Origin of the sequence: Microbacterium marinum, assembly GCF_014204835.1 — a bacterium.
GTDB lineage: Bacteria > Actinomycetota > Actinomycetes > Actinomycetales > Microbacteriaceae > Microbacterium > Microbacterium marinum.
Genome location: NZ_JACHMD010000001.1, coordinates 1,905,886 through 1,921,810, shown reverse-complemented (window position 1 = coordinate 1,921,810; position 15,925 = coordinate 1,905,886). Strand labels below are relative to the sequence as shown.

At 68.7% G+C, this 15,925-nt stretch carries 17 protein-coding genes; 6 read left to right on the top strand and 11 right to left on the bottom strand.

What is annotated here, in order from left to right; all coding sequences use genetic code 11:
* The first annotated feature begins 130 nt into the window (after positions 1–130).
* Positions 131–1,288 (top strand): glutamate--cysteine ligase, encoded by a 1,158-nt coding sequence (locus BKA24_RS09455; protein WP_184217438.1) that lies wholly within the window; start codon positions 131–133, stop codon positions 1,286–1,288.
* 23 nt (positions 1,289–1,311) lie between these two features.
* Here the strand turns inward: BKA24_RS09455 and ffh are convergent, their stop codons facing one another.
* A complete protein-coding gene (gene ffh / locus BKA24_RS09450) occupies positions 1,312–2,865 on the bottom strand; it encodes a signal recognition particle protein (RefSeq protein ID WP_184217436.1) in 1,554 nt (517 codons plus the stop codon).
* Positions 2,866–2,877: 12 nt separating this feature from the next.
* Positions 2,878–3,426 carry a TetR/AcrR family transcriptional regulator gene (locus tag BKA24_RS09445; protein WP_184217434.1) on the bottom strand — a complete coding sequence of 183 codons (549 nt, stop codon included), beginning with the start codon at positions 3,424–3,426 and terminating at the stop codon, positions 2,878–2,880.
* Between the two features lie 58 nt (positions 3,427–3,484).
* Between BKA24_RS09445 and lipB the strand changes: the two genes are divergently transcribed.
* The 3 genes from lipB (at position 3,485) to BKA24_RS09430 (ending at position 5,681) form a co-directional block, all read left to right on the top strand.
* The gene (gene lipB, locus BKA24_RS09440; protein WP_184217432.1) at positions 3,485–4,126 is read left to right on the top strand and encodes a lipoyl(octanoyl) transferase LipB; all 642 of its coding nucleotides are present in this window, start codon (positions 3,485–3,487) and stop codon (positions 4,124–4,126) included.
* Complete coding sequence (lipA, locus tag BKA24_RS09435) at positions 4,123–5,145, top strand: lipoyl synthase (RefSeq protein ID WP_184217430.1); 1,023 nt, start codon at positions 4,123–4,125, stop codon at positions 5,143–5,145. Before lipB ends, lipA begins: the two co-directional genes overlap by 4 nt.
* A gap of 137 nt (positions 5,146–5,282) precedes the next feature.
* The gene (locus tag BKA24_RS09430; protein WP_246367074.1) at positions 5,283–5,681 is read left to right on the top strand and encodes a hypothetical protein; all 399 of its coding nucleotides are present in this window, start codon (positions 5,283–5,285) and stop codon (positions 5,679–5,681) included.
* 15 nt (positions 5,682–5,696) lie between these two features.
* On the opposite strand, the gene BKA24_RS09425 is transcribed toward BKA24_RS09430, so the two are convergent.
* From BKA24_RS09425 to smc, 4 genes are all read right to left on the bottom strand, one after another.
* Entirely contained in the window at positions 5,697–6,197 is a 501-nt protein-coding gene (locus tag BKA24_RS09425; protein ID WP_184217428.1) for a DUF2004 domain-containing protein, read from the bottom strand.
* Between the two features lie 46 nt (positions 6,198–6,243).
* Positions 6,244–7,116, bottom strand: coding sequence for a signal recognition particle-docking protein FtsY (ftsY, locus tag BKA24_RS09420; RefSeq protein WP_184217426.1), 873 nt, complete (start codon positions 7,114–7,116; stop codon positions 6,244–6,246).
* 23 nt (positions 7,117–7,139) lie between these two features.
* Positions 7,140–7,484 carry an excalibur calcium-binding domain-containing protein gene (locus BKA24_RS09415; RefSeq protein ID WP_221417304.1) on the bottom strand — a complete coding sequence of 115 codons (345 nt, stop codon included), beginning with the start codon at positions 7,482–7,484 and terminating at the stop codon, positions 7,140–7,142.
* A 109-nt stretch (positions 7,485–7,593) separates the two neighbouring features.
* Positions 7,594–11,094, bottom strand: coding sequence for a chromosome segregation protein SMC (smc, locus tag BKA24_RS09410; RefSeq protein WP_184217424.1), 3,501 nt, complete (start codon positions 11,092–11,094; stop codon positions 7,594–7,596).
* Positions 11,095–11,447: 353 nt separating this feature from the next.
* Between smc and BKA24_RS09405 the strand changes: the two genes are divergently transcribed.
* Positions 11,448–11,789 carry a hypothetical protein gene (locus BKA24_RS09405; RefSeq protein ID WP_184217422.1) on the top strand — a complete coding sequence of 114 codons (342 nt, stop codon included), beginning with the start codon at positions 11,448–11,450 and terminating at the stop codon, positions 11,787–11,789.
* 59 nt (positions 11,790–11,848) lie between these two features.
* Positions 11,849–12,931: a GNAT family N-acetyltransferase gene (locus BKA24_RS09400; protein ID WP_184217420.1), complete on the top strand. Its 1,083-nt coding sequence runs from the start codon at positions 11,849–11,851 to the stop codon at positions 12,929–12,931.
* Positions 12,932–12,971: 40 nt separating this feature from the next.
* Here BKA24_RS09400 and mutM read toward each other — a convergent pair whose 3' ends face one another.
* From mutM to coaD, 5 genes are all read right to left on the bottom strand, one after another.
* A complete protein-coding gene (gene mutM / locus BKA24_RS09395; protein ID WP_184217418.1) occupies positions 12,972–13,865 on the bottom strand; it encodes a bifunctional DNA-formamidopyrimidine glycosylase/DNA-(apurinic or apyrimidinic site) lyase in 894 nt (297 codons plus the stop codon).
* Positions 13,866–13,877: 12 nt separating this feature from the next.
* Positions 13,878–14,573 carry a ribonuclease III gene (gene rnc, locus BKA24_RS09390; protein WP_184217416.1) on the bottom strand — a complete coding sequence of 232 codons (696 nt, stop codon included), beginning with the start codon at positions 14,571–14,573 and terminating at the stop codon, positions 13,878–13,880.
* A 10-nt stretch (positions 14,574–14,583) separates the two neighbouring features.
* A complete protein-coding gene (gene rpmF / locus BKA24_RS09385; RefSeq protein ID WP_018188062.1) occupies positions 14,584–14,793 on the bottom strand; it encodes a 50S ribosomal protein L32 in 210 nt (69 codons plus the stop codon).
* Positions 14,794–14,795: 2 nt separating this feature from the next.
* Positions 14,796–15,353: a YceD family protein gene (locus BKA24_RS09380; protein ID WP_184220649.1), complete on the bottom strand. Its 558-nt coding sequence runs from the start codon at positions 15,351–15,353 to the stop codon at positions 14,796–14,798.
* A gap of 65 nt (positions 15,354–15,418) precedes the next feature.
* Positions 15,419–15,916, bottom strand: coding sequence for a pantetheine-phosphate adenylyltransferase (gene coaD, locus BKA24_RS09375; protein WP_184217414.1), 498 nt, complete (start codon positions 15,914–15,916; stop codon positions 15,419–15,421).
* Between the last annotated feature and the right edge of the window lie 9 nt (positions 15,917–15,925).

The following is a 15,925-nucleotide window of genomic DNA, read 5'->3' as shown; positions in this document are numbered from 1 at the left end:
CACACCCGGCGGGAGCTCTGCGGTGGACCTCCGAGCTGGATAGAGGGTCGAGCAAGGCGGTCCAACCGTCCATTCTGCCAGATAGCGAGGGATGCCGCGAACACGTCGAACGGCGTGCCACACTGGCCCCATGACGGTCAGCTTCGCGCCCTCCGCTCGCTCGACGGTCGGCATCGAATGGGAGATCATGCTCGCCGACCGCGACAGCGGCGACCTGGTCCCCCGGGCGCCGGAGGTGCTCGAGGTCGTGGAGGCGGCGACCGAGCACGAGCGTCACACCGTCACGGGCGAGCTCCTCACGAACACGATCGAGGTGACCAGCGGCGTGGGCGACACGGTCGCTGCCGCGGTCGACGACATCGCCGATGCCATTCGCGCAGTCCGTACCGTGACCGACCCCCACGGCATCGAGTTGCTCTGCGCGGGGAGCCACCCCTTCGCGCGCTGGTACGACCAGCAGGTCACCGACAAGACGCGGTATCACAAGCTCGTCGAGCGCACCCAGTGGTGGGGGCGGAACATGCTCATCTGGGGCATCCACGTCCACGTCGGCGTCGAGGACGTCGCGAAGGTCTTCCCGATGATCAACGCGCTGTCCGGATACCTCGGTCATCTGCAGGCGCTGTCGGCCTCGAGCCCGTTCTGGGCCGGTGACAGAACGGGCTACGCGTCCAATCGCGCTCTCGTCTTCCAGCAGCTCCCGACCGCGGGTCTCCCCTGGCCGCTGACGTCGTGGTCGGAATACGAGGGGTACCTCGAAGACATGGTTCGCACCGGGGTGATGGAGGACGCCACGGAGGTCCGCTGGGACATCCGTCCCGCCCCGAGATGGGGGACGATCGAGATCCGCGCGTGCGACGGGATGTCGACCCTCCCCGAGCTCGCTGCCGTCGCCGCTCTCGTCCAGGTCCTTGCCGAGCACTTCTCCCGCATGATCGACGAGGGCCGGGAGCTCCCGACGATCCAGTCGTGGTTCGTCCGCGAGAACAAGTGGCGCGCGGCGCGCTACGGGCTCGACGCCAAAGTGATCGTTGATGCGGCCGGCACCGAACGCCTCGTCGGAGAGCATCTGCGCGAACTGGTCGATGCTCTGGAACCCATCGCCGCCGAGCTCCACTGCGCGAAGGAGTTCGCGGGCGTGCGCACGATCCTCGACCAGGGAGCGAGCTACGCCCGTCAGATCAGGGTCGCGGATGCCGCCGACGGCGACCTCCGCGAGGTCGTCCAACACCTCATCCGGGAGTTCCGGGGCGGTCCCACGCTCCGCGAGACCGTCTCGCTGGGCTGAGCCCGGAGGACCCACCTCCGGGCTCAGCCCTTGCCGAAGAGCTTCTGGATCTCCGCGAGATCAGCCTCGGAAGGCTGCGACGCCCCACCCAGGCCGAAGCCGGAGCCGGTCGGAGCGGAGGCGGCAGCGGTCAGCCCGGCATTCTCCGCAGCGCGCTTGGCCGGGTTCCCCGAGCGCGAGCCACCGGAGGACTTCTGCTTCTTGTTGCCGCGCTTGCTCGAGGCGCCGGGCTTGCCGCCGACCGCTCCCATGCCGGGCATGCTGGGGACGCCACCTCGCGCCACGGTCTTCATCATCTTCGCGGCCTGGTCGAAGCGCTGCACCAGCTGATTCACGTCGGTCACGGTCATTCCCGATCCCCGCGCGATGCGCAGTCGACGGGACCCGTTGAGCACCTTCGGGTTCCGACGCTCCACCGGGGTCATCGACCGGATGATCGCCTCGGTGCGGTCGATCTCGCGTTCGTCGAAGCTGTCGATCTGCTGCTTCATCTGGCCCATGCCCGGGAGCATCCCGAGCATCTTCTTCATCGAGCCCATCTTCCGGACCTGTTGAAGCTGCTCGAGGAAGTCCTCGAGGGTGAACTGCTCGCTGGCGAGCTTCTCGGCGACCTTCTGCGCCTCCTCCTCATCGAAGGCCTGCTGCGCCTGTTCGATGAGTGTGAGGATGTCGCCGAGGTCGAGGATCCGGCTGGCCATGCGGTCGGGGTGGAACGCCTCGAGGTCGTCGAGCCCTTCGCCGGTCGAGGCGAAGATGATCGGGCGCCCCGTGATCGAGGCGACCGAGAGGGCCGCGCCGCCGCGCGCGTCGCCGTCGAGCTTGGAGAGTACGACGCCGGTGAAGTCGACACCGTCCTGGAAGGCCTTCGCGGTCGCGACGGCATCTTGACCGATCATCGAGTCGATGACGAAGAGGACCTCGTCGGGGTCCGTGGCGCGACGGATGTCGGAGGCCTGCTTCATCAGCTCGGCGTCCACACCGAGACGGCCGGCGGTGTCGATGATGACGACGTCGTGCTGCTGGCGCCGGGCGTGCTCCACGCCATCGCGAGCGACCTTGACGGGATCACCGGTGCCGTTGCCCGGCTCCGGGGCGTAGATCGCGGCACCCGCGCGCTCCGCGACTACCTGCAGCTGGTTCACGGCGTTCGGTCGCTGCAGGTCGCAGGCGACGAGAAGCGGCGTGTGGCCGTCCTTCTCGAGCTGCTTGGCGAGCTTTCCCGCGAAGGTCGTCTTTCCCGAGCCCTGGAGACCCGCGAGCATGATGACCGTCGGGGGCTGCTTGGCGAACTGGAGCCGTCGCTGCTGGCCACCGAGGATGCCGACCAGCTCCTCATTGACGATCTGGACGACCTGCTGCGCGGGGTTGAGCGCCCGGTTGACCTCGTCGCCCAGCGCACGCTCGCGCACCTTGCCGGTGAAGTCCTTGACCACCGTCAAGGCGACGTCGGCATCGAGGAGAGCGCGACGGATCTCGCGCACCGTGCCGTCGATGTCGGCCGCGGAGAGCTTCCCCTTGGTGCGGAGCGTGCGGAAGGTCTCGGTGAGCCGATCGGAGAGCGTGCCGAAAGTTGCCATGATGACGCAAGTTTACGCGAGCGTGAGCCTCGCGATGTCGAGCGCGTCGCCGAGCCGCACGGACAGCGGTCGACGGCCCGCCCCGTCCTGCGCCCACTGCCGGACGGCGGCCATCACCGCGCCGGCGTGGGCCGCGCCGACGACGTCCGCGCGCAGCGCGCCGACGCCCTGTGCGCGGAGGCGCTGGGAGATGGCCGCGGCGATCCTGGCCTGCCGCAGGCCGGCATCCCGTTCCAGCTCATCACCCACCTGCATCGCATCGGCGTTCTTGAACGCGAGTGCGAGGGCGTCCGGGGTGAAGTCGGAGGCGATGGATTCCACCGCTTCACGCAGACCCGTGTCGTCGAGCCGCTTCGTGAGCTCGTCGATCCGCGCGTCGAAGCCGGCCCAGAGGATCGCCGCCTTCGATTCGAAGTAGTTGAAGAAGCTCGACCTGCTCACGCCCGCGCGCGCCGCGATGTCGGCGACCGCCGTCCGCTCGTATCCCTGCTCCAGGAAGAGCTCGCAGGCGGCCTCGGAGATCGTCTCCCGCGAGGAGGCTTTCGGGCGGCCGGTCGACATGGGATCACTGTACCGATGTATGTTGTTGGACACCGTCCAAGAACTACCGGAGGCATGGATGATCGATATCCGGACCGTGGGGCTCGCACCCTCCTTCGTTCCGTACCACGCGGGCTGGGACCTCCAGCGCCGCACGCACGCCGAAGTCGCATCGGGACGGGCGAGGGACACCCTCCTCCTCCTCGAGCACGAGGCCGTCTACACCGCGGGTGCGCGCACCCTCCCCAGCGAACGACCGACCGACGGAACGGCGGTGGTCGACGTCGACCGGGGCGGCAAGATCACCTGGCACGGGCCGGGTCAGCTCGTCGGATACCCGATCGTCCGGTTGCCTGACCCCGTCGATGTCGTCGCTCATGTGCGCCGGATCGAGGATGTCCTCGTCGCGGTCCTCCGGACCTGGGGCATCGACCCTCTCACGGTGCCGGGCCGGAGCGGGGTCTGGGTCCGGGCGAACGGACGGCTCGACAAGATCGCCGCCGTCGGCGTCCGTGTGGAGCGGGCGACGACGATGCACGGCTTCGCGGTGAACTGCAGCAACTCCCTCGACCCGTTCTCCGCCATCGTGCCGTGCGGTATCACGGATGCCGGGGTGACCTCCCTCAGCGATGTGCTGGGCGCGGTGGTGACGCCGGCCGCGTTCGCGGAGGCGCTCTCCCCCGCGTTCGCCTCGGCTTACGGCGTCGGAGTCGCCGCGTGAGCGCCTGCGGTCAGGCCGACGGTGCCGGTGCGAGCGCGCCCGGCGGGCGGAAGCTGCTTCGCCTCGAGGTCCGCAACGCGCAGACACCGATCGAACGCAAACCCGAATGGATCAAGACCCGCGCGGCGATGGGACCCGCGTACCGGGATCTCCACACACTCGTGAAGGACGAGGGTCTGCACACCGTCTGCCAGGAGGCGGGGTGCCCGAACATCTACGAGTGCTGGGAGGACCGCGAGGCGACCTTCCTCATCGGGGGTTCGCAGTGCACCCGGCGGTGCGACTTCTGTCAGATCGATACTGGAAAACCTGCGGCCTACGACATCGACGAACCCCGCCGCGTGGCCGAGAGCGTTCGGCGGATGCAGCTCCGGTACGCGACGGTGACCTGCGTCGCCCGAGACGACCTGCCCGACGGTGGGGCGTGGCTGAACGCCGAGACCGTCCGCCAGATTCGCTCGCTCAATCCGGGAACGGGAATCGAGCTCCTGGCGACCGACTTCAACGGCGACCCGGGCCTGTTGAGCGAGGTGTTCGAGTCCCGTCCTGAAGTCTTCGCCCACAATGTCGAGACGGTGCCGCGGATCTTCAAGCGCGTTCGTCCCGCCTTCCGTTATGAACGATCGCTTCGTGTGCTCACCCTCGCCAGGGATGCCGGTCTGATCACGAAGTCGAACCTCATCCTCGGGATGGGCGAGAAGCCCGACGAGGTGGTGGAGGCAATGAAGGACCTGCGGTCGGCAGGGACGGACATCCTCACGCTCACGCAGTATCTGCGCCCCACTCCCCGTCACCTCCCGGTCGCCCGCTGGGTGACGCCCGCCGAGTTCGTGGACCTCCGCACGATCGCAGAGGACCTCGGATTCCTCGGAGTCCTCGCGGGACCGCTCGTGCGCTCGTCGTACCGTGCCGGGCGCCTCTGGGCGGCATCCATGCAGTCACAAGGACGAGAGATCGCCCCCGAGCTGGCGCATCTGGCGGATGCCGCACGGGAAGACGGCTTCCTCCGCGCCGTCTGATCGGCACCTCCTCCCCAGCACAGCGACGGGCCCGACGTTCACCCGGAGGCGAGGCGATCGAGTTGCTCAGCCGCGACCTTTCGTAGCGTGTGGGCCGAGCGCTCGCGACCGCCGGCGCTCGGACGGAAGGGAGAACGATGCGCACGACCATGGAGAGCACGCTCAGCGGGGGCACGGAGGGACGGACGGTATCGAGCCGGCAGTGGGCGCGACGGGCGCCCTGGGCGGTGCTCGCGGTGGGACTCGCCGCAGGAGGGACACTGCTGATGCCCACCCTCAGCAGCAGCGCCGCCGACGCCGCACCCCCGCCCGACACGGTCGTCCAGGTGACCGGCGACGCCGCGAACGGGTTCGAGATCCTCTACGCCGACGGCAGCGGCCTCTTCCCGCCGACCGACTCCGAGGCCCTCGCGGAGTGCAGCGAGTACGACACGCGTGTCGAACGCGTTCGCTGCCGAACCGAGGTCCGCACGTGGTACCGCGATCTCGCGGTACTGCAGCAGGCGCTCGACTGGGCGAACGCCGCCGACGACTGATCCGACCCGATCGCCTCAGTCAGCGCTGGTGACCGATTGCACCGACCCGTCCACATTCAAGTTGACCAGGAGGACGTCGTCGGTGGAATCGGGATCCAGCGCGTACTCCAGGACGGCGAAGGGATCCTTGCCGCCATGCTCGTCGGCGAGGATCGTCATGCTCATCAGCTGCAGCGACCGGATGACGTCCATGTGGACATCGCCTGACACGTCCACCAGCAGATCATCGATGTCCTCCCCGAGGACTTCCTGCTGTTGGAGGATGTACTCGGTCACCTCGCTCGTGCGGTCATCCAACTCGGACACCATCGCGTTGCGGGATCGGAGGTCGATGTCCTCGAGCGCCGCGATCATCGCCGCCGCCACATCGAGGGCGGCGATCGACACGTCGTCCTGATCGGGCGCGGTCAGGTCGACCGTGACCCGCTGATCGCCGAAGTCGACGACTTCCGACCAGAAGATCGATCCGTCCGGACCGGACTCGAGGAGTCCGAAGTAGTCGTGCTCGATCGCCATGGGTCCATGAAACCAGCCTTGCCGTCGCCGCGCGAGCGGCGCTCCGTCAATCGACGAGCGCTGCAGCGAAGACGTGCGGTGTGAACCCCGTGAGATCGCCGATGCCCTCGCCCTGGCCGAGGAGTTTGACGGGGATGCCGGTGCGCTCCTGAACCGCCAGCACGAAGCCACCGCGCGCGGACCCGTCGAGTTTGGTGAGCACGAGGCCGGTGACTCCCGCATGCTCGAGGAACGCCTCGGCCTGCATGACGCCGTTCTGTCCGGTCGTCGCGTCCAGGACGAGGAGGACCTCGCTGATCGGCGCCTGCTTCTCGATCACGCGGCGGATCTTCGTGAGCTCGTCCATGAGCCCGCCCTTGGTGTGCAGCCGACCTGCGGTGTCGACGAGGACGATCTCCGTCCCCGTCCGGATCGCGTGCTCGATCGTCTGATAGGCCACGGAGGCAGGGTCCTGCCCCTCGTGCTGAGGCCGGACGATGCTCGCTCCCCCACGCTCGGCCCACGTCGCGAGCTGCTCGACCGCCGCGGCGCGGAACGTGTCCGCCGCTCCGACGACGACGGTGCGCTGGAACCGGCGCAGGTAGGCCGCGAACTTCCCGATGGTCGTCGTCTTGCCGACGCCGTTGACTCCGACGACGAGGACCACGGCGGGACGCTCGCTGAGCCTGAGTGTGGTGTCGAACTTGGCGAAGTGCTCTTCGAGCGTCTCGCGGAGCATCCGCTGGAGATCCTTCGGATCGGTGGTGCGATAGCGATCGACCTTCTCCCGCAGCTCCTCGACGATGCGCTCCGAGATGTCCGGCCCGAAATCGGCGGTGAGCAGAGCGGTCTCGAGGTCATCCCACGTCGTCTCGTCGATCGTCGGCTTCACGAACATGCCGCGCAGTGCGCGACCGAGGGACCAGGAGCTTTCCGCCATGATCTCCAGGCTAGTTGACCCGATCAGCCCTTCTCGCAGGCGATGCCGTCCTTGTCGCGGTCCATCTTCGAGTTCGCCTGGTACAGCGCGGTGGAGAAGGTCGGCTTGACCTTGAACGGCTTGTTCTTCCCGCTCACCTTGTTGTACTTCACGCCTGCCTTGGCCACGCCGCCCTTGTGCACCTTGTTGAGCGCGGTGCAGTTCGCGAACGTCTTCACCGTGGGCTTCTTCGCGGGCACGAGGTGCACCGCAGTCCCCGCGACAACCGACGTCGTCGACACCATCACGGCCGACGCCGCCGCCGGAGAACCCACGAGCGCCCCCGCCACGAGAAGCGCGACCACTGTTCGGCCTGTCACCCTGCGCATCGACATCGTCATCACAACCCCCATTCACCCCAGGAGACGCCCCGTCCCCGTGCACAGGGTACACAGGCCTGCGTACCCATGGCGGCGTACGCAGAACTGCGTGGGGACGTCAGATCGCGGCCCGCTCGCGGACACGCTGACCGACCACGGCCGACACCCCGTCCTGGCGCATCGAGACGCCGTAGAGGGCGTCGGCGATCTCCATCGTCCGCTTCTGATGGGTGATGACGATCAGCTGCGACGATTCGCGGAGCTGTTCGAACACGCCGAGCAGGCGGCCGAGATTCGCGTCGTCCAGGGCGGCCTCGACCTCGTCCAGGATGTAGAACGGGCTCGGTCGCGCCTTGAAGATGGCCGTCAGCAGGGCGACGGCTGCCAAGGACCGCTCCCCGCCGGAGAGCAGCGAGAGTCGCTCGATCTTCTTCCCGACAGGACGCACCGCGACCTCGATGCCCGTCGTCAGCGGGTTGTCGGGATCGGTCAGGGAGATGCTTCCCGTTCCGCCCGGGAAGAGGATCGGGAAGACCTCGCCGAATGCCGCCTTGGTGTCCTCGAATGCCGCCGTGAAGATCGACTGCATTCTCTCGTCGAGCTCCTCGATGATCGTCAGCAGATCCTTTCGGGTCTGAACCAGATCATCGAGCTGCTCCGTCAGGAACGAGTGGCGCTGCTCGAGCGCGGCGAACTCCTCCAGCGCGAGCGGATTCACCCTCCCGAGCTGGCCCAGCTTCCGGTCCGCCTCCTGAAGTCGTCGGCGTTGCTGGTCCCTGTCGAAGGGCACGGCGTCCTCGCCCTCGACCAGGAGGATGGGGACGTCGGGGCCGTATTCCGCGAGGAGAATGTCTTCCGAGAGCGCGAGCTCCGACGACGCGCGTTCCAACAGACTCGTGACGTGCAGCTTCTTCTCGTGGATCTGAAGTTCCAGGCTGTGCACGGAATCGGTCAGTCGCGCGAGGCGAGCGCGCACCTCGGCGTCCTGGCTGCGCAGCGACGCGAGTTCCGCCGTCACCGCCGTACGAGTCTGCTCCGCCCGTTCCAGCTCGACCCTCGCCTGAGCGACCGAGCGGTCGACGGAATCGAGGATGGCAGGGAGGGAATCGGCGACCTCGGAGGCGAGTGCACGCTGTGCTCGACGGATGACGGCCCTCCGAGCCGCCTCCTCCGCCGCCGCGCGCTCCCGCTGACGCTGCCGTTCAAGCTGTTCGACGCGTGCTTCCGCGGCGCGGACGCGTTCCTTGAGGGTCTCGACCCCGAGCCGCGACTCCATCTCGGCGGAGCGCGCAGCCTCGAGGGCGTCGAGCAGACCGTCGCGCGCCGAGGCATCGAGGATCGGGCGGGGCGTCTCGAGCGCCTGCTGCAAGGTTTCGGCCGCGGTGCGAGCGGTCGCATCCGCGTCGTCGGCGGCGGCGATCGCCTGTCGAAGTCCCACAGCCAGACGCTCGGACTCCGCGACGGCCGCCTCGTGTCGCACCGTCGCACGATTGAGCGTCTCGGCGTGTGCGGCCAGCGCGGAATCGTGATCGCGGAGCGCCTCCAATGCCTCCCGTGTGCGTGCACGTGCACTGTCCCACGTACCCTGCGCGTCGGACAGTGCTTCCCGCAGCGAATCGACGACGACGGAGATCTCCGCGAGTCGCTGCGCCGCGGCATCCCGTTCGGCTGCGAGTTCGAGACGCGAACGCGACTGCCCTGAACCGGCACGGATCGTGCTGGCGGTGACGAGCTCACCGGCACGGGTCGCCACGGTGATCCGCGCACCTTCCGCGGCGGCGGCGCCTGCCGCAGCCGACGCCGACTCGAGATCGTCCGCGATGACCACGTCCGCGAGGACGGCGAGAACGCCGTCCGGACCCGTCACGACATCGACGGCACGCCTGCATCCCGGCGGGCAGACCGCCTCAGACACCGTCGCCCCCGCGAGCGCGATGTCCAGGACGCCCAGATCCTCGCGGCGCGCAACCTCGATCGCATCGCGAGCGGAAGCGAGATCCTCGACCAGGACGCCCTCTGCCAGCGTCCCGAGCGCCGCCGCGACGGCGGCCTCGAAACCCGGAGTGACCTTCACCGCGTCGCCGACGAGACCGCGCACGCCGTCCTGTCCGAGCGCGACGACAGCGGCAGCCGCATTCCGGATGTCCAGTGCACGGCCGAGCGCAGCCGTCTCCGCGAGAAGGGACTCGCGCTCACGTTCCGCCGCGTGCAGCCGGTCGCGGATGGCACTCAACGCGGACTCGGCATCGTTCGCGTCGCGCTGGGCACGCTCGTACGCCGCGGCGTGGTCCCCGGTGGGAGCGCCCGGAGCATCGTCGGCGGACGTGACTGCGGCGAGCGTCGCCTCGGCCTCGACGCGGCGTTCGTCCGCCGCGTCCCAGGCCCGCTGCTGCCGGTCGACCGCGGCACGGAGGGCGTCGCGCTTGGATGCCGCGGCATCCGATCTCCCCCGGAGGGAGGCGAGGCGCATGTCGTGCTCGGAGACCAGAGCGCTCTGGGCGGCGATGTCCGAATCGAGCGCGTCGAGCTCGGCCCGGGCACGGATGACATCGCGCGCCGCCGCCGCCGCCGCATCCTGGGCATCTCCCAGTCCCGACGCGATCGTGTCGATGTCCTCGCGGGCGTCGTCGATCGCGGCTTGTGTCACCGTGACGGCATCGGTCGAGGTGGGATCCTCCTCCTGCAGGAGCGTGAGCCGCTGGCCGGCGAGCGAGTAGAGCCCGCGCAGGCGTTCCTGCACCTGTCCGAGCTCGAAGGTGACGGCCCGGGCGCGGTCGACCGCTTCCGATCGCTGGTCCGCTTCGAGAGCGGCGATGCGGTGCGCGGCCTGTTCGGCCTGGTCCTGCAGGACGAGCCGCTCGGCGTGTCGCTCCTGTTCTCCCCGGGCGTGTTCGGCGAGTTGCGCCCGGAGGGTCGCGAGCTCGTCCGCGTACAGCCGTGCCTTGGCGTCTCGGACGACGGCCGCGATCGTGGCGGCTTCCCGGGCGATCTCCGCCTGCTTCCCGAGAGGCTTCAGCTGACGGCGGAGCTCTCCGGCCAGATCGCTCAGTCGGGTGAGGTTGGTCTCCATCGCCTCGAGCTTGCGGAGCGTCTTCTCTTTGCGACGGCGGTGCTTCAGGATGCCGGCGGCTTCCTCGATGAAGCCGCGTCGCTCTTCCGGACTCGCTTGCAGAACGGTGTCCAGCCGCCCCTGGCCCACGATCACGTGCATCTCGCGTCCGAGTCCGGAATCGCTCAGCAGCTCTTGGACGTCGAGTAGGCGGCAGGTTTCGCCGTTGATCGCGTACTCGCTCGAGCCGTTCCGGAACAGCGTCCGACTGATCGTCACTTCGCTGTACTCGATCGGGAGGGCGCCGTCGCTGTTGTCGATCGTGAGCTGCACTTCCGCGCGCCCCAGCGGACCGCGCGTCGACGTGCCGGCGAAGATGACGTCTTCCATCTTCCCGCCGCGGAGAGTCTTGGCGCCCTGCTCGCCCATGACCCACGCAAGCGCGTCGACGACGTTGGACTTGCCGGAGCCGTTGGGCCCGACGATGCAGGTCACGCCTGGTTCGAGCAGGAAAGAGGTGGGTTGCGCGAACGACTTGAAGCCCTTGAGCGTCAGGCTCTTCAGGTGCATGCGGGTCCGCCTCCGGCTCGGGTCTCGGTCCACGGTAGCGGACGGATTCCGCGCAAGACTTGACGGCGCGCGGAAGGCAGGTCTAGTGTCAGTGCTCGCGTCAGAAGTCTGAGAAAGGAGGTTCCCGACATGATGACCGACATCACCACCACCGACCGGGCGTTCACCGCTCTGCGTCCTGGAGCGGGAACCGTCTCCTTCGGCGCCACGGCGAACACCCGCGCGTAACGCGCCGCTGTTCCGACGATTCACCTGAGCGTCTTCGCTCAGGTGACGCCACGCCCCGAGTCGCTTCCCGCGACTCGACCGGCGATCCGACTCGCCCACCTCCCGTGGGCCGGATCCCCCGTCGCTTGACCGCGACCTCCCTCGTGCTGCGGCACGATCCTCGCCGCACCCTCGCGGCATCCATCACCCCATCCGAATCGAGCACGCTCATGTCAACGATCCACGCGCCGCAGCGCATCTCGGCGGTTCCCGCCGCGCTGCAGCATCCCGACCTGGCAGACCGCACGGTCCGCCCGAACCTCATCGACCGCGTCGCGATCAAGGTCGCCGTCCGGCTGCTCCTGTGGAGCACCCGGCCCGGCCCCACTCGCAACGCCCTCCGCGCAGTGCGCGGAGCGGATGCCGCGCGTTCGCGACGCGAACGCGTGGCGGCCCGCGCATTCCACACCTGCGCACCCCTCCGGTGACCCCCTCCCGGGGCCACGGCTCCCCCGCCGTGGCCCCGGCACACGAAAGCAGCACTCTCATGCACACCCCCATCGACTTCACGGTCCATCCGTTGGTCATCCCCGCACGCCTCGAAGATGAGGACGCGTCGGACTTCATCCAGCTCACCGAGGTCCGCAACCGGATCTACCGCGAGATCGCCGGCAACGACGACGAGACGCTGACGCCGGCGCAGCTCCTGCCGCACTACGCACCGAACCCCGACGAGATCCGCGTCGTCCACGTGGTGCGCGTCGGCGGTGAGATCGTCGGTCGTGTCGGCGTCGACGTGCCGCTCGAACCCGGTTCGAAAGTCGCCTACTGGCTCATCGAGCTCCTCGAAGCCGTGCAGGGTCGCGGTCTCGGTCGCGCCCTCTATCCCCTGGTCGAGGAGACGGCTCGCGCCCACGGGCGCACCGTCCTCGAGTCGTGGGCCGAGCACCCCGAGGCGTCGGGGCCGACACTGCCTTCGCCGACCGGGTTCGGCGAGATCCCCCGCGATCGAGCGGCGCGGTTCTACCTCGACCTCGGGTACACGCTCGAGCAGGTCGATCGGAAGAGCACTCTCGAGATCGAGGCCGCGCTCCCGCACGTCGCCACGCTCCTCGACGCTGCGCGGACGCGCTCGACCGGCTACCGCGTCGAGCAGTGGACGCTGCCGACGCCGCCCGAGCATGCCGCCGGCTACGCGTGGGCGAAGTCTCGGATGTCGACGGACGTGCCGACGGCAGCGCTCGAGATCGACGAGGAGACGTGGGATGTGGATCGGCTTGCGCGCCACGATGCGCGCTTCACCGACGCCGGCCAGACGGTGCTGGTGACGGTCGCGATCCACGAGGAGAGCGGTGACGTCGTGGCCTTCAACGAACTCGTGAGCGGAGTGGACGAATCGGCGACGACGCACCAGATGGACACGCTCGTCCTGAAGGAGCACCGGGGACACAAGCTCGGCCAGCTCGTGAAGTGCGCCGGGATCCTCCGGTGGCACGAGATCGCTCCGCACTCCGGGCGCATCCTGACGTTCAACGCCGAGGAGAACCGCCCCATGCTCGACATCAACGAGGAGATCGGCTTCGTTCCGCGCGCCTACATCGGCGCGTGGAAGAAGACGCTCGCCAGCTGAACGTCTGCGTGACCGCGGCTCCGGGAATCCGGCGCCGCGGTCACCGGCGTCGCTGGCACCTGGGGCAGTAGTGGCTCGAGCGGTTGGTGAAGCTCACCCGGACGATCGGCGTCCCGCACCGTGGGCAGGGCTGGCCGGTGCGCCCGTAGGCGTTCAACGAGTGCGCGAAGTAGCCGGCCTGCCCGTTGACGTTCACGTACTGCGCGTCGAAGCTCGTCCCGCCCTCGGCGAGAGCCTTGTCCAGGACCGCCCGGACCTCGGTCAGCACGCGCGCGACCGTGCGCGTCGCCAATGATCCGGCAACCGTCTCGGGGTGGACCCGCGCAGCCCACAGCGACTCGTCGGCGTAGATGTTGCCGATGCCGCTCACGACAGTCTGGTCGAGCAGCACACGCTTCACGGCGGACTTCGAGCGCCCGAGGACTAGACGGAATGCGCTGTCGTCGAAAGCGGCATCCAGCGGATCGCGAGCGATGTGCGCGACCTGCGACGGGACGACCGGACGCTCGCTTCCCCGCCCGCCGGGTGCTCCGTCGGGCGTGGAGAGCAGATCGTCGATCGCGAGCGAACCGAAGGTGCGCTGGTCTGCGAAGACGAGGGCGAGATCGCCGTGGTGCGGATGCCGGATGTCGAACCTGATCCGTTCGTGACGCTCCGCGGGAGCCCCGGAGGGACGAAGCAGCATCTGCCCGCTCATCCCGAGGTGCCCGACCATCGCGGTGGCGGAGTCCTCGAGCGGAAGCCACAGGAACTTCCCCCGCCGCACCGCCGCCGAGACCGCGCGGCCCGTGAGCTCGGCGGCGAAGTCGTCGGCGGTGCCGGGATGCCGGGTGAGCGCCCGGTCGTCGGCGACGGTGACGGCCTCGATGCGGGAGCCGACGACCGCGGGTTCGAGGCCGGCGCGGACGACCTCGACCTCGGGCAGTTCAGGCACGCGGTCGGCTCGTCACTGGTCGGTGGCGGACAGCGACCGCCAGAGGGCGAGGGCACCCGCCATCTCGGCCTGCTTCTTACTCGACCCGGTGCCGCGAGCGGTTGCCTTGCCAACGGTGACCGTCGCGGTGAAGACCCGGTGGTGGTCGGGGCCCTCGGCCTCGACGGTGTACGCGGGCGGCGGGAGCTCGAGCCGGGCGGCGAGCTCTTGGAGACTCGTCTTCGGATCCATGGCTGCGCCGTAGCGCTCGGGGTCCGCCATCAGAGGAGCGACGAGGCTCAGGACCAGTCGGGTCGCGGCGTCGGGGCCCGCTGACAGGTAGGTCGCGCCGATGATCGCCTCGGTGGTGTCGGCGAGGATCGAGTCCTTGTCACGCCCGCCGGTCTGGTCTTCGCCGCGCCCGAGGCGCAGGTGCGGTCCAAGATCGATGCCACGCGCGACTTCCGCGAGGGCGACCGTGGAGACCACACTCGCGCGACGTTTCGCCAGCGAGCCCTCATCGAGGTCAGGATGACAGCGGAAGAGGTGCACGGTCACCGCTTGTCCGAGGATCGAGTCCCCGAGGAACTCCAGACGCTCGTTGTGGGCGATCCCGCCGTTCTCGTAGGCGAACGAACGGTGCGTGAGGGCGAGCGACAGAAGCTCGGGGTCGATGTCGACCCCGAGCTTGTCGGTCAGGGCGCTGAGCCCTGCAGATGCGTCTGTCACGACGCGCCGATCAGATGTCGGCGACCTTGCGGCCCTTGTACTCGAGGAACAGCTCCGTGCCCTGCGAGTCGGTGACGACCTTCGCCTGGTGGGGACGGCTGTAGACGACCTTGCCGTTCTCGATGGTCTTGACGAGCGTGGGGGCCTCGGCCTTCCACTGCGCGCGACGCGAACGGGTGTTGGAGCGGGAGACCTTCCGCTTCGGGGGGTTACCTGCCATGGTCAGCTCTTCTCTGTGTCGTCGGCGTCGGGGCGTGCTGCCTCGTCGTCGTGGTCTGGGGTGGGGGCCGTCAAGGCGGCCAGCGCATTCCAGCGCGGGTCGATCTGCGTCTCCGGCACGGTGTTCTCGGTCAGCTTCTCACCCGTGACCGGGTCGAGCCCGGGGCAATCCGGCTGACACACCGGCTGGAACGGAAGCGACAGGACGATCGCATCCCGCACCAGATTTTCAAGATCCACGTGGTCGTCTTGAACCTGGAAGTCGGTCGCTTCGTCACCAGAATACCCGAAGAGCTCCTGAAACTCGACTTCGAGGGGGTGTGTCAGGTCCGTCAGACACCGACTGCACACGCCTTCGTAGGTCGTGTCGACGTCTGCAGAGACCAGGATGCCCTCGTGCACGGACTCGAGCCGGACCGCAACGTCCACCGTCCCGCTCGCCGGGATGAAGGCCACACCTTCCCCCCACTTCTCCGGTGCCGGGACCGACAGGTCGAACTCGCGCATCTCGCCGGGCTTGCGGATGAGGTCGCGGACGGGAAGGACGAACGGACCGCTCACATGCTTTCTGACCACGATGGACTATCGTACGCGGCCCTCACCCGAGGTGGCGCGACGTCCCGTCGTCAGTCGGTCGTCGCGCCGGTGTCGAGGAACCGCGCGACCGCCGGCGGCACGAACGGTGAGACGTCGCCGCCGAGGGATGCCACTTGGCGAACGAGTGAGCTCGACACCAGCGCGTGTGCGGGGTCGGGCAGCAGGAACACCGTCTCGACGTGCGCGAGGTGACGGTTCACGATGGCCATCGGTGTCTCGTACGCGACGTCCACCTGCGACCGGATCCCCTTGACGAGGACACCCGCACCGACGTCCGTCGCGTAGTCGACGAGAAGCCCCACGCTCCACGCGGCGACGACGACATCGCCCTCGATGTCGCTCTCGGAGATGGACTGCTCCAGCAGGTTCAGCCTCTGGGCGATGGGGAGCATCGCCTCCTTGCCGGGGTTGTGCACGACCAGGACATGAAGCTGGTCGTAGAGTCCGGCCGCGCGGCGGATGACGTCGAGGTGACCCAGCGTCGGCGGGTCGAAGGACCCGGGGACGACGGCGATCCGGTTGCTCATACTCCGAGC

What these genes read in the sequence shown, in the direction of transcription:
- BKA24_RS09455 (WP_184217438.1), top strand. Translation starts at nt 131, where the DNA reads ATGACGGTCAGCTTCGCGCCCTCCGCTCGCTCGACGGTCGGCATCGAA.
- ffh (WP_184217436.1), bottom strand. Translation starts at nt 2,865, where the DNA reads ATGGCAACTTTCGGCACGCTCTCCGATCGGCTCACCGAGACCTTCCGC.
- BKA24_RS09445 (WP_184217434.1), bottom strand. Translation starts at nt 3,426, where the DNA reads ATGTCGACCGGCCGCCCGAAAGCCTCCTCGCGGGAGACGATCTCCGAG.
- lipB (WP_184217432.1), top strand. Translation starts at nt 3,485, where the DNA reads ATGATCGATATCCGGACCGTGGGGCTCGCACCCTCCTTCGTTCCGTAC.
- BKA24_RS09430 (WP_246367074.1), top strand. Translation starts at nt 5,283, where the DNA reads ATGCGCACGACCATGGAGAGCACGCTCAGCGGGGGCACGGAGGGACGG.
- BKA24_RS09425 (WP_184217428.1), bottom strand. Translation starts at nt 6,197, where the DNA reads ATGGCGATCGAGCACGACTACTTCGGACTCCTCGAGTCCGGTCCGGAC.
- ftsY (WP_184217426.1), bottom strand. Translation starts at nt 7,116, where the DNA reads ATGGCGGAAAGCTCCTGGTCCCTCGGTCGCGCACTGCGCGGCATGTTC.
- BKA24_RS09415 (WP_221417304.1), bottom strand. Translation starts at nt 7,484, where the DNA reads ATGCGCAGGGTGACAGGCCGAACAGTGGTCGCGCTTCTCGTGGCGGGG.
- smc (WP_184217424.1), bottom strand. Translation starts at nt 11,094, where the DNA reads ATGCACCTGAAGAGCCTGACGCTCAAGGGCTTCAAGTCGTTCGCGCAA.
- BKA24_RS09400 (WP_184217420.1), top strand. Translation starts at nt 11,849, where the DNA reads ATGCACACCCCCATCGACTTCACGGTCCATCCGTTGGTCATCCCCGCA.
- rpmF (WP_018188062.1), bottom strand. Translation starts at nt 14,793, where the DNA reads ATGGCAGGTAACCCCCCGAAGCGGAAGGTCTCCCGCTCCAACACCCGT.
- coaD (WP_184217414.1), bottom strand. Translation starts at nt 15,916, where the DNA reads ATGAGCAACCGGATCGCCGTCGTCCCCGGGTCCTTCGACCCGCCGACG.